Source organism: Streptomyces sp. CC228A, from assembly GCF_021390935.1.
Taxonomy (GTDB): domain Bacteria; phylum Actinomycetota; class Actinomycetes; order Streptomycetales; family Streptomycetaceae; genus Streptomyces.
This window is the reverse complement of record NZ_JAJPUI010000010.1, coordinates 51,287-63,128: the sequence shown is the minus strand read 5'-3', so window position 1 is coordinate 63,128 and position 11,842 is coordinate 51,287. Positions and strand designations below refer to the sequence as shown.

Sequence of the window (11,842 nt, the reverse complement as noted above, 5' to 3'; positions counted from 1 at the left end):
GGCTGCGCGAGGAGGTCCTGGAGGCGCTCACTCGCGGGTGACGCGCACCCGGTGCGTGCCGTCTCCCTTGCGTGCCAGTACCGAGATGCGGATCCCCGCCTTCCGGTCGACGAACGACTCGCCCGGCCGGTAGGGCGCGTCGGACAGCTCCGCGTGGACGTTCGGCCGCCGGGTGCAGCCGCCGCTGTCCGGCTCGCTGTCCAGGACCCTGACGGGCCCCTGCCCGGTGTCCACGTCGGACCGCACCCGGTAGATGAGCACGCCCGGCTCGCACACGGCCTCGTCGTTGCCTTCCGGCGTGCGCACCTCCACCACGTACCCGGACCGCCGGTCGAGCGGGACGAGCGCCAGCTTCGGTCCGCCGTCGTTGCGGCCCAGCGGTGTCAGCGTGTAGTCGCGGGTGCCGCTCGCCGCCGCGCACCGCACCTGGCCGGGGTCGAGCCAGCCCAGCTTCCACTTGTGCCAGCCCAGCAGGTCGTTGTTGGCGCCCCAGTCCTCGGACATGATGTCCCAGTGCCCCACCGCGGCGCCGCCCTCGCTGGTGTACAGGTCGGGCAGGCCGAAGACGTGGCCGTTCTCGTGGGGCAGCACCCGGTAGCCGGTCTCGTGGAACGATCCCGAGCCGTCGTCCTGGCGGCTGTACACGAACGACGTGTTCGCGAGGGCCACCCCGTCCGCCTCCGGTGCGTCGCTGTTGCCGGAGAAGGTCACCGACAGCACCGTGTCCAGCGCGGAAGGGCCCGCGTTCGGCGTGACGAGGACGTTCACCAGGTCGTACGCGCTGAAGTCCACCCGGTCGTCGGACGCGGCCACGATGTCCTCGACGAGCTGCCGGTAGCCGGGCTCGTAGGGGGCGCCGCGCGCGATCCCGTACGCGCGGAAGGGGCGGGGCATCCGCAGCCAGTCCGGCACGGGCGTCTCGGGCACGTAGTGGAGCCTGCCGTAGGAGCTGGTGCGGAACCAGTCCGAGGTCTGCGGGAAGAACTCCGCGTACCGCCTCATGGCGAGGCCCTCACCGGGTGCGTCCGGGAAGTCGATCATCAGGGTGAGGGCCCGGATGACGCCGGTCGAGCGGCTGTAGCCGGGAGGCGTCGGCAGGCCCTCCGACATCTGCACGCCGGACGTCGTCCGGATCCGGCACGGCGCGAGGGACTGCGCGTCGGCCCGGGGCCCGGGCCCCGCCGTGGCGGCGGCCTCGGTGTCGGCGGCGGGTCCCGCGGTGGCGGGGACGGGACCGCCGAGGCCGACGCTGCCGGAGGCGAGGGCGGCGATGGCCAGGGTGGCGGCGGTGCCGAGGGCGGCCGAACGGCGTATGCCGCGGGTCCCGCGCGCCTCCCGCGCGCCCGGGGGCGGACCGCCTCGCGCGCCCTGTCGTCTGCCTCGTATTCGCCGTCGCCGGCGGGTCTGCTGCTGCATGCCCACACGCCCTTGGCTCGGCGGCAGCCGGCCGGTTCCGGGCTGCGCTCCGTGGGCTCAGCCTGTGCCGGGCGGTGTGCGGGCGCGCGCCGGGTGGCCCGATCGTGGGAACCGCGGCAACCCGGGAGAACCGCGTCGGTCGTGGAACGGTACGGCCGCCCCGACGGCCCCCGACGGCCCCGGCCGGCGGGGGCCGTCGGGCCGCTCGCGGGAAGGGCGTGCTGGGGCCGGCGAGCGGTACGGCCGCCCCCGCGGGAGGGCCGCGTAGGCCCGTTCAGCGGTATCACCCCACCGGCGGCCAAGAGGCCCAGCCCCCACCGGGTGGTGCTGCCTTTCCCGTAGGCCGATCGCCCCTGCCCCACCGGGCGGTACGGCCGCCCTCGCGGCCCGCCCCGCCCTCCCGCCGGGCGCTCCGGCCGCCAGTGAGACCGTGCCGTCCCATCGAAGCGGAACTGCCGCCCCCGAGGGCGGGGGTGAGGACGGCCGTGCGGGGGCCGCGCCTGCTGCGGTGACGGCGGACCTGCTCGGGGTCAGCGGAGCCAGGGCAGGTCCGTGTTGGCGTCGGGCTGCTGGAGCCCGTCGGCCATCGCGCGCATGATCTCGCCGAGCTGCTCGGTCTGCTCGGGGGTGAGCCGGTCGAAGAGGGCCTGTCGGACGGCGGCGACGTGACCGGGGGCGCTGCGCTTGAGCACCTCGTACCCCTCGTCCGTCAGGTAGGCGTTCTGGCCGCGCTTGTCGGAGGGGCAGTCCTCGCGGCGGACCCAGCCGTTCTTCTCCAGCCGGGCGATCGCGTGGGACAGGCGCGAGCGGGTGATCTTGGCGTCCTTGGCCAGCTGCGTCATCCGCATGCGCCGGCGCGGGGCCTGCGAGAGCTGGACCAGCAGCCCGTAGTAGATGTGCGGCATTCCGGCGTCGCGCTGGAGCTGGCGGTCGAGGTGGTCCTCGAGCAGGGTGGTGGCGTGCCGGTACGAGCGCCAGACGTCCTGCTCGCGGTCGGTCAGCCAGCGCGGCTCGGCACCGCCCTCGCGGTCGGCGGAGGCAGCGTTCATGTATCCACCCTACTTGTTCTTGAAGCTTCAACTAAAGCGAGTTAGCCTGGCCCCGAGAGCCTGCAAGCTCACCATTCTGGATGCGCCATGAACGACACCCGCACCACCGAGGGGCGCCTGCCGGCGCTCTACCTCTCGCACGGCGCGCCGCCGCTGGCCGACGACCCCGTCTGGCCCGGCGAACTCGCCGCCTGGGCCGCCGCGCTCCCGCGGCCGGACGCGATCCTGATGGTCTCCGCCCACTGGGAGGAGGCCCCGCTGGCCCTCGGCGCCACCAGGACCGTCCCCCTCGTCCACGACTTCTGGGGGTTCCCCGAGCACTACTACTGCGTCCGCTACCCCGCGCCCGGCGCACCCGGACCGGCCGACGCCGTCCGCAAGCTGCTGCACGGCCCCGGTACGCCCGTGCAGGACGTCCCGGACCGCGGGCTGGACCACGGGGCGTACGTCCCGCTGGTCGAGATGTACCCGGACGCCGACGTGCCGGTGCTCCAGATCTCCCTGCCCACCCTGGACCCGCGCAGGCTCATGGAGGTCGGCCGCAGGCTCGCGCCGCTGCGCGACGAGGGCGTGCTCATCGTCGGCAGCGGCTTCTTCACCCACAACCTGGCCGCCCTGCGCCACGCCGGCGGGGTGCCGGGCTGGTCGTCCGACTTCGACGACTGGGGCGGCAGGGCGCTGGCCGCCGGGGACGTGGACGCGCTGCTCGACTTCGCGCACAAGTCCCCGGCCGGAAGGCTCGCCCATCCCCGTACGGAGCACTTCGCGCCGCTGTTCGTGGCGCTCGGCGCGGCGGACGCCGCGGGCGACCTGGACTCGGCCCGCAGCGTGATCGACGGGTTCTGGATGGGCATGGCGAAACGCTCGGTCCAGTTCGGCTGAGCGCCGCGCCGTCGACCGCTGCCGCCGCCGGCGGACACGGTCCATCCGGCCCTCACAGGCCGCCCCGCGGTCCACCCGGCCGCCGCCCCGCGGTCCTTCCAGCCGTCGTCGGCCGCCCGCAGGGCTCACCCCTCCAGGGGATCGATGAGCTCGACCGCCCGGACCGCTGCGGTCAGCGCGGCGGCGTCACCGACGTCCAGCGCGGTGTCGGCGAACTTGATCACGTGCTCGTCGCCGTGCACGGCCGCCCGCTCCAGCACCTCCCCCGCGTGCAGCGGGCCCGTCTCATACGGAACGGGCTCGCGCGGCCGGTACGCCGCCGTGACCGCCGCGGACGCGGCCCACGCGGCGCCCAGGCTGGGCACCCACAGCTCCCGGGGCAGCGCCGGCAGGGTGCGCAGCACGGCGTTCGGCGCGGTCGCCGCGTGGACCAGCATGACCGGCGAACCGTGCGCGTGGGCGGCGTACCGGTGCGTGGCGGCCGTCACCAGTTCGGCGAGCCGGTCGCGTGCCTCGTCGGGCCCGGCGGCCGAGCCCCACTGCGGGAACGCCGTCAGCCGGGCGAGCCGCTCCCGGATCCCGCCGTCCTGCACCGCGGCGGCCGGTACGGCGTCCAGCGCGGCGGCCGCGGTCGGCGCGGCGGCCAGGGTCCCGAGCGGGGGCAGCGGCGCGTGGCGCGCCGCCCAGTAGCCGAGCGCGTGGGCGAGCTCGGCGCGGCGGGGCGCCGTGGCCTCCCCGGCCAGCAGGGTCCGTACCGCGTGCCCGACCCGGATCACCGGGTGGGTGGCGCCGCCCGCGATCCCGGGCAGCAGCCGCGGCCACCACTCCGCGAGGACGTCCCGCCAGGGCCGCTCCTCGGTCTCCGCCTCGAAGAAGCGCGTCCAGTCCGTGATCCGCGCGGGGTCGCCGAGCGCCTCCCGCCAGGTGTCGGCCGTCACCCGCACGGAGGGGGCGGGCATGTCCTCCAGCCGGTCCCGGTAGGCGTCCAGCCAGCGGTGGACGCGTGGCGCGTGGCCGTGCCGCACCAGCGCCTCGACGGCCATGGGGGCGTGGTTGGAGAGCCAGTCGTCCCGCTCGGGGCCGGACGCGTGCAGCCGCTCCAGCGCTTCGTCGAGGATGCCGGTCGTGTCGTCGCCTGTGCCCTTGGTGTCCATGCCCGGGACCTTAGGGGTGCCGCGCGGTCCCGGGCATCGGGCCGGGGGCGGATCCGGCCGGACGGTGCGGACCTAGGCCGACGGTCCCAGGGCGGCCGAACCCGAACGGGTGAGCCGCCCGCCCGCGTCCCCCAGCCCCGTCCCACAGGAGTCACCCGCCACGCCTTCCGCGCGGCACACCCACGGCACACCCACGGCGCCCCGCGGCCGCCCTCCACCGCGCCTTGCGGCCCGCTGCGACGGTTGCGCTGCGACGGGCTCCGCAGCGGGGCAACCCTGCGGCAGTGCCCGTCGTCTTCAAGGGCGGGAAAGGAGCCGCGCAGGGCCCCGGCGGGAGCGGGCCTGGAGGGGCAGCCGCAGCGGCGGGGGAGGCCGAGGCGGCCAGGGCGGTGGGCGGCCGTGCGGGGGTCACCGTCCGCCTCGGCCGACCGGGTGCCGCGTCAGCCGACGGGTGCCGCGTCAGCCGACGGGGGCCGTCCGCCGACCGGTGCCGCGTCGCCGTGCCGGACCCCCGCGCGCATGCCCCGGCGGACCGACCGCAAGGGGGACGGCCAGGGAGATCCGGCCAAGCGGGAAGGCCGCACACGGGCAGTCGCGGGGCCTGCTGCACACGCTCCCACCTGCGCGTCCAACCGATCGATCATCGTTCGGCGGCGGCTGCGGCCGGACAGGGTACTGCATGATCACAAAAAAGGATGTGCCGCGTGGGAATTCTGTCCGGTTTCCAGTCGTTGTTTCCCACGGATGCAGGGCACCCGTCAGGGTGTCGCGACCTACTCAGCCAAGGGAGCTCGCATGGCAACCCGTGCCGTCGTCCGTGACCAGTCCTCCACCACCGGGACGCAGCGGGCAGACAGCGTTCGCGGGGAGATCGCCGACCGCGACCTGGTCGGCATGTACCTCGACGAGATCGCGCGGACTCCGCTGCTCGACGCCGCCAGGGAGGTCGAGCTGTCCCAGATCATCGAGGCCGGGGTGTACGCCCGGCAGATCCTGGACGGCGAGATCGACGCGCCCGCGGGCGGTGCCACCCGCGAGGAGCTGGAGCTTCTGGCAGCCGAGGGGGAGCGCGCCAAGGACGTCTTCATCCGCTCGAACCTGCGGCTCGTGGTCGCGGTCGCCCGTCGCTACCCGCGCAGCGGCCTGCCCCTGCTGGACCTGATCCAGGAGGGCAACGCCGGCCTGGTGCGCGCGGTGGAGAAGTTCGACTACACCAAGGGCTTCAAGTTCTCCACGTATGCGACGTGGTGGATCCGCCAGGCCATCACCCGGTCCATAGCGGACCAGTCGCGCACGATCCGGCTGCCCGTGCACCTCGTGGAGGAGCTGGGCCGGATCCGGCGGGTGCAGCGCGAGTTCAACCGCGAGCACGGCCGCGAGCCGGAGCCCGCGGAGATCGCCGCCGACCTGGGGTCGACCCCGGAGCGGGTCAGCGACGTGCTGGACTGGGCGCGCGACCCGGTGTCGCTGAACATGTCGGTGGACGACGCGGGGGAGACCCAGTTCGGCGACCTGCTGGAGGACACCTCGGCGGTGTCGCCCGAGCAGTCGGTGCTCACCCTGCTGCGCAGTGAGGAACTGGACGACCTGATCGACCGGCTCGACCACCGGACCGCCTCCATCATCCGGATGCGGTACGGCATCGAGGACGGCCGCGAGCGGACCCTCACCGAGGTCGGCAAGCAGCACGGGCTGACCCGCGAGCGCATCCGCCAGATCGAGAAGCACGCCCTGCTGGAGCTGAAGCGCCTGGCCCGCGACACGGGCTTCGACGCCGCGGCCTGACCCCCGCCCGGCCCGCGAGGGCCGGGCCCCAGACCCACCGCCCTGCCCGGATCCCCCCCCTGGGGTGGGGCGGTGGCCCACCCGCAGCGCTCTGCCCACCCCCCCCGGCAGGGCGCTGCGGCCTACCACCCACGAGCCCGCCGCCGCCCCGGACCTCCCGCTTTCCCGGGCCGCCCCCTTGGCCTGCCGGCCTCCCGGGCCGCTTCGCGCCCCGGGCCGCCGCCACCCGGGACCGCCGTCACGCCAAGCCGGCGCACCGCGTTCTCCCGCCTGTCCGGCCGCCGTCACACCAGGCACCGTGTCCGCCCGCCCGCCGTCAGGCCGGGTCGGCGTCCCTCACCCGGCCGCCGCACTCGCCGGGCTCCGGCAGCCGGCCCGGTCGCCACGACCCCGGGCCGGCGCCCGCCCACCGGGCTCCGGGCACCGGCCCGACCGCCGCCCCGAGCCGCCGCGCCCGCCGGAGCCCGGCCGCCTTCACTCACCGGCCCCCGCCATCCACCCGCCCCCAGTCACCCCGCAGGCCGCCGCGCCGGGTCGGCGCCCGTTCTCCCGCCTGCGACAGGCGCGCCCCCAGCTCCGCCACGTGCGCCACCAGCGCGTCCGGGCCGTGGAGCGTGAAGTCGCAGCCCGTCAGGGCCAGCCGCACCGCGAGCCATTCCACGGACTCGGCGACCCGGGCCGTCAGCCGGCATGTCCCCTCGCCGGTTGCGACCGGCGCCAGATGCGGCGGGAGGCGCGCCGCCACCCGCTCGGCCGGCGCCGCGAACGTGACGTCCAGCTCCACTTCTTCCCGGCGCCGCCGCAGCGACCGCTCCAGCAGCGTCGCCGCGTCCCCTGTCGGCAGCTCCCGCGGGGTGAAACGGGCCCCGGTCGGGAAGGGGTCGCCGACGCGGTCGACGCGGAACGTGCGCCAGTCCTCCCGTTCCAGGTCGTACGCCACCAGGTACCAGCGGTAGCCGGTGGACACCAGCCGGTACGGCTCCACCTGCCGCCGCGACTCGGCGCCGTCCCCCGCCCGGTACGCGAAGCGCACCCGCTCCTGCCCGGTGACCGCGCCCGCCAGCGTGGTCAGCACGCGCGCGTCGACCGTCGCGCCGTCGCCGCGCGTCAGCGGCAGGGTCGCGCTCTGCAGCGTCGACACCCGGTGCCGCAGCCGGGACGGCAGGACCTGCTCCAGCTTGGCCAGGGCCCGTACGGATGCCTCCTCCACCCCCTCGACGGCGTGGCCCGCGCCCGCCCGCAGGCCCACCGCGATGGCGACGGCCTCGTCGTCGTCCAGGACCAGGGGCGGCATCGCCGTACCGGCGACCAGGCGGTACCCGCCGACGGCGCCCTTGGACGCCTCCACCGGGTAGCCGAGTTCGCGCAGCCGGTCGATGTCGCGCCGGATCGTGCGGGGACTGACGTCGAGCCGCTCGGCCAGCTCAGGGCCTGGCCATTCGCGCGGCGTCTGGAGCAGGGACAGGAGCCGCAGAAGACGTGCCGGTGTGTCCGTCATGCCTCCACCATGACGCACCATGAGGACACAAACTGTCCTAGTGCCGTCCTAGCGTCTGCCGCATGACCGCCGAGACCTCACCGCGGACCTCCACGCGGACCTCCCCGCGCGGGAACGAGCACCCGGGCCGCCACCCCGAACCCGCCACCGACCGGAACCCGCACCCGGCCCCGCCCCGGCACCCCGACCCGGCCCCGCGCCCCGGCGGGGCCGCGGGCCCGGACGCTGCGGGCGCCGTACCGGACCGGCGGCGCTGGTTCGCCCTGGCGATCGTCATGACCGCGGCGTTCATGGACCTGGTCGACGTCACGATCGTCAACATCGCCATCCCGGCGATCCAGCGGGACCTGGGCGCCGGCTTCGGCGCCATCCAGTGGATCACCGCCGGATACGCCCTCGCCTTCGCCGCGGGCCTCATCACCGGCGGCCGCCTCGGCGACATCCACGGCCGCAAGCGCCTGTTCCTCATCGGCGTCGCGGGGTTCACGCTGGCGTCCGCGCTCTGCGGGTTCGCCGCGTCCCAGGAGATACTGGTCGCCGCCCGCATCCTGCAGGGCGGCACCGCCGCGCTGATGGTGCCGCAGGTCCTGTCCCTCGTGCACGCGACGTTCCCGGCGCACGAGCGCGGCAGGGTCTTCGGCCTCTTCGGCGCGGTCGTCGGTCTCGGCGCGGTGTCGGGACCGCTGCTCGGGGCGCTGCTCACCCAGTGGGACCTGTTCGGCCTCGGCTGGCGGCCGATCTTCCTCATCAACCTGCCCGTCGGCATCGCCGCGCTGCTCCTCGGCCGGGCGTTCATCACCGAGTCCCGGGCCCCGAAGGCGCTGCGCCTCGACCTGCCCGGTGTCGTCGTCGCGGTCGCCGCGATGCTGCTCCTGATGTACCCGCTGACCCGGGGCGCCGAACTGGACTGGCCCCTGTGGTGCTTCGCCGCGATGGCGGCCGCGCTGCCGGTGTTCGCGGGCTTCGTCGCGTACGAGAAGCGCAAGGCGCGCCGTGACGGTTCGCCGCTCGTCGAGCTGTCCCTGTTCCGGGTGAGGAGCTTCGCGGCGGGTGTCGCCGTCCAACTCGTCTTCGGTGTCAGCCTCGGCATCTTCTTCCTGGTCTGGACGCTGTACATGCAGATCGGGCTCGGCTGGAGCGTGCTGCGGGCCGGACTGACCGGGGTGCCGTTCTCGGTCGCGGTATCCGTCGCCGCGGGGATCTCCGTGCAGAAGCTGGTGCCGCGCTTCGGGCGCAAGGTCCTCCAGGCCGGCGCGCTGACGATGATGGCGGGCATCGGACTGTACGTGTGGGAGTCCGACCGGTACGGCATGGGCATCACGTCCTGGCAGATGGCGCTGCCTCTGGTGGTGATGGGGGCCGGCATGGGCCTGATCGTGGCGCCGCTGACGGACGCGGTGCTGTCGGAGGTGCCGCGGGAACACGCCGGTTCGGCGTCCGGGCTCATCAACTCCGTGATGCAGATGGGCAACGCGCTGGGGCTCGGCCTGGTGTCCGTGGTGTTCGTGCCGGGCGGCGCGGGCCCCGCCGTCGTGGCGGCGTTCGAGGGAGCGCTCGGGTGGGTGGCCGCGGTGCTCGGCGCGGTGTTCCTGCTGATGTGCGCGCTCCCCGCGAAGCCGCGGCTGCACACCGAGGCGGAGGCGGCGGGTGCGGCGGCCGCCGTCGGCGGGGTCGGGAACAGCGCCGCGGCGGGCACCGTGCCCGCGGAGCGGTCCGCGGGCCGGGAGGCCGCCCCGGCGGGGTGACGGCGGGCGCCCCGTGGTGACGGCCCCGTGGTGACGGCCCCGGGGTGACGGCCCCGTGGTGACGGCCCCGTGGTGACGGCCCCGCCGGGCGTCAGTTCCCGGCGGGGCCGCCGGTCGAAAAGCACCGCGCCCGCGGTGCGGGGCCCCGCCGTCGCGGGGCTCACCCGGGTGGCGGTCAGCGCACCCGCGACGCCCGCAGCTCCATCGCGGCACGCGCGGTGCGCTCGTCCTCGTACACCTCGCACATGTGGCGCCCGTCCGGCGTCGCCGTGTGCTCGACCTCCCAGACGCTCATCTCGGTGCCGTCGAGCAGCAGGAACGCGTGCTCGTACAGGGAGAAGCCCGCGTCCCTCCCCGCCACACTGCACTGCCGCCCGAAGACCTGCTGGATGTGGTGCGCGAACGCGCCGCGCAGCCGCGCCGCCACCGCGTCGCCCGGCCGGTTCCGGTTCTCCGCGCGGCGCAGCACCCGGCGGGCGTGGTCCGCCGAGTCGTCCGGCACGTACACCCGCGGCGCGGGCTCCGGCGGGCGCACCAGCAGTGCGCTCAGCAGCTCCAGGTCCGCGTCGAGGTCGTCGTCCAGCGGGTCTCCGAGCCCCACGGCCTCGGGCAGGCCGAACGCCTCCGACAACCGGACGGCGGCCAGCCGCACCTCCGTCTTGTCGGCGTACAGCTCGTGGTGGTCGCGGCCGTCCGCGCCCGTGTGGTGCACCAGCTCCCACAGCGTCAGCGACGCCCCGTCGGCCAGCAGGAACGTGTGGCGGTACGTCGTGCGGTGGAGCGCCGCACTGTGGTGCGAGGCGTGCAGCGCACTGGCGTGCGCCAGCGCCGTACGGAGCCGCTCGACCAAAGCGTCGGGCAGGTCGAAGGAGTTGAGCGCCCGACCCAGGAGCCGCTCGACGTGCTGCTCCGTGGTCTCGTACGGATCGTTCCGATCGATCGGATCGTTCAAGATGGGTCTCCAGGGCCGTCGCCGCGTGTTACTCGGTGCTTGCTCAAGGTAGTGCCTCGGTACGACAACGCGTCCGGGTTCCGTGAAACGTACGGCGCACGTGGCCGGTTCCCGCGCGCCCCCGCCCCGATTCCTTCAACGCTCTGCACCCGTACGCCAGTTCATACCCGGCAGCGGCCCGTACAGGCCCCGGTATGACGGAAAGTCTCCCCCCGGGCCCCGCAGGTCCTCCGCGGCCAGGACCGCCCGGACGATGGCCCGGGACACGACCTCGGCGCTCGCCGCGAGCACCGCGTTCAGCGCCAGCGGGTCACCGCTCCCCGCCGGCGGTCCGCCCCGGTCCGCCGCCGCGGCCACGGCCCCCTGCTCCCCGGTCTCCGGCGCGGGGCCCTCCGCACGCGGCGCGCGCCCCCGGTGAGCGGGCGTGCGCCGGTCGCGAGGGTGAACACGGTGTCGCCGTCGTTCAGCAGGTGCACCGGTCGCACGGCGCGCGCGATGCCGTCGTGCGCCGTCCCGGCCACCTTCTGGGCCTGCGCCCGCGTCAGCTCCGCGTCCGTGCCCACGACGACCAGTGTGGTGTTCATCGGCGGCATCCCGCTGCGCTCCCGCGCCTCCGCCAGCCGCAGCATCGCCGCCGCGTGCACCGCCGGGTCCGGGTACGCGGGTCCGCCGCCGCGCGCGCCCTCCGCAGCGAAGTGCGGGTCGCCGTACGCGCCGTACAGCACGCCCGTCACCGGATCGAGCGGCGACCCGACGCCGTTCGCGACGACCAGCGCGGCCACCGTCACCCCGGAACCCTCCAGCACCGTGCTCGCCGTGCCGACGCCGCCGCGCAGCCCGCCGACCACCGCGCCCGTCCCCGCGCCCACGCACCCGCACTCCACCGGCGACCCCGGCTCCGCCGCCGCGGCCGCCGACACCGCGGCCCGGCCGGTCGCCCCGTCGGGGCGCGCCCGCCACTCGCCGCCCCGGCCGAGATCGAACAGGCAGGCCGCCGGCACCACGGGCACCACGTGCGTGGGCTCGGGCCCCACCCGCACCCCGCGCCCCCGCTCCTCCAGCCACGCCATGACCCCGGCCGCGGCGTCCAGCCCGTACGCGCTGCCGCCCGTCAAAACCACCGCGTCGACCTTCTGCACCAGGTTCCGCGGGTCCAGGGCGTCCGTCTCGCGGGTGCCGGGGCCGCCGCCCCGCACGTCCACGGCGGCCACGGCGCCGCCCCCAGGCGCGAGGACCACCGTCGTCCCGCTCAAGGCGGAGCCGCCCGGCACACGCGCGTGCCCCACCCGCAGCCCCGCCACATCCGTCAGCCCGTCCCCGGGCGCGCCGACCCCGGCCGGGGTCCCGTCCTTGGCATCCAT

At 75.6% G+C, this 11,842-nt stretch carries 8 protein-coding genes and 1 pseudogene; 3 read left to right on the top strand and 6 right to left on the bottom strand.

Going from position 1 to position 11,842, the window contains the following annotated elements:
- Positions 1-27 precede the first annotated feature (27 nt).
- The gene (locus L6E17_RS25025) at positions 28-1,416 is read right to left on the bottom strand and encodes a M6 family metalloprotease domain-containing protein (protein WP_236242962.1); all 1,389 of its coding nucleotides are present in this window, start codon (positions 1,414-1,416) and stop codon (positions 28-30) included.
- A 530-nt stretch (positions 1,417-1,946) separates the two neighbouring features.
- Positions 1,947-2,465, bottom strand: coding sequence for a MarR family winged helix-turn-helix transcriptional regulator (locus L6E17_RS25020; protein ID WP_236242961.1), 519 nt, complete (start codon positions 2,463-2,465; stop codon positions 1,947-1,949).
- 87 nt (positions 2,466-2,552) lie between these two features.
- Between L6E17_RS25020 and L6E17_RS25015 the strand changes: the two genes are divergently transcribed.
- Positions 2,553-3,347 carry a dioxygenase gene (locus L6E17_RS25015; RefSeq protein WP_236242960.1) on the top strand — a complete coding sequence of 265 codons (795 nt, stop codon included), beginning with the start codon at positions 2,553-2,555 and terminating at the stop codon, positions 3,345-3,347.
- 125 nt (positions 3,348-3,472) lie between these two features.
- Here the strand turns inward: L6E17_RS25015 and L6E17_RS25010 are convergent, their stop codons facing one another.
- Positions 3,473-4,501 (bottom strand): questin oxidase family protein, encoded by a 1,029-nt coding sequence (locus L6E17_RS25010; RefSeq protein ID WP_236242959.1) that lies wholly within the window; start codon positions 4,499-4,501, stop codon positions 3,473-3,475.
- Positions 4,502-5,296: 795 nt separating this feature from the next.
- On the opposite strand from L6E17_RS25010, the gene L6E17_RS25005 reads away from it, so the two are divergent.
- Positions 5,297-6,286, top strand: coding sequence for an RNA polymerase sigma factor RpoD/SigA (locus L6E17_RS25005; RefSeq protein WP_236242958.1), 990 nt, complete (start codon positions 5,297-5,299; stop codon positions 6,284-6,286).
- 478 nt (positions 6,287-6,764) lie between these two features.
- Here the strand turns inward: L6E17_RS25005 and L6E17_RS25000 are convergent, their stop codons facing one another.
- The gene (locus L6E17_RS25000; protein WP_236242957.1) at positions 6,765-7,784 is read right to left on the bottom strand and encodes a YafY family protein; all 1,020 of its coding nucleotides are present in this window, start codon (positions 7,782-7,784) and stop codon (positions 6,765-6,767) included.
- 275 nt (positions 7,785-8,059) lie between these two features.
- On the opposite strand from L6E17_RS25000, the gene L6E17_RS24995 reads away from it, so the two are divergent.
- Entirely contained in the window at positions 8,060-9,529 is a 1,470-nt protein-coding gene (locus L6E17_RS24995) for an MFS transporter (protein WP_236243104.1), read from the top strand.
- 175 nt (positions 9,530-9,704) lie between these two features.
- Here L6E17_RS24995 and L6E17_RS24990 read toward each other — a convergent pair whose 3' ends face one another.
- Positions 9,705-10,481 (bottom strand): DUF6227 family protein, encoded by a 777-nt coding sequence (locus tag L6E17_RS24990; protein ID WP_236242956.1) that lies wholly within the window; start codon positions 10,479-10,481, stop codon positions 9,705-9,707.
- Positions 10,482-10,616: 135 nt separating this feature from the next.
- Positions 10,617-11,842, bottom strand: a pseudogene (locus tag L6E17_RS24985) (P1 family peptidase).

Bases quoted from the DNA above. Each gene is read 5' to 3' on its own strand.
- L6E17_RS25025 (WP_236242962.1), bottom strand. From the start codon at position 1,416: ATGCAGCAGCAGACCCGCCGGCGACGGCGAATACGAGGCAGACGACAG.
- L6E17_RS25020 (WP_236242961.1), bottom strand. From the start codon at position 2,465: ATGAACGCTGCCTCCGCCGACCGCGAGGGCGGTGCCGAGCCGCGCTGG.
- L6E17_RS25015 (WP_236242960.1), top strand. From the start codon at position 2,553: ATGAACGACACCCGCACCACCGAGGGGCGCCTGCCGGCGCTCTACCTC.
- L6E17_RS25010 (WP_236242959.1), bottom strand. From the start codon at position 4,501: ATGGACACCAAGGGCACAGGCGACGACACGACCGGCATCCTCGACGAA.
- L6E17_RS25005 (WP_236242958.1), top strand. From the start codon at position 5,297: ATGGCAACCCGTGCCGTCGTCCGTGACCAGTCCTCCACCACCGGGACG.
- L6E17_RS25000 (WP_236242957.1), bottom strand. From the start codon at position 7,784: ATGACGGACACACCGGCACGTCTTCTGCGGCTCCTGTCCCTGCTCCAG.
- L6E17_RS24995 (WP_236243104.1), top strand. From the start codon at position 8,060: ATGACCGCGGCGTTCATGGACCTGGTCGACGTCACGATCGTCAACATC.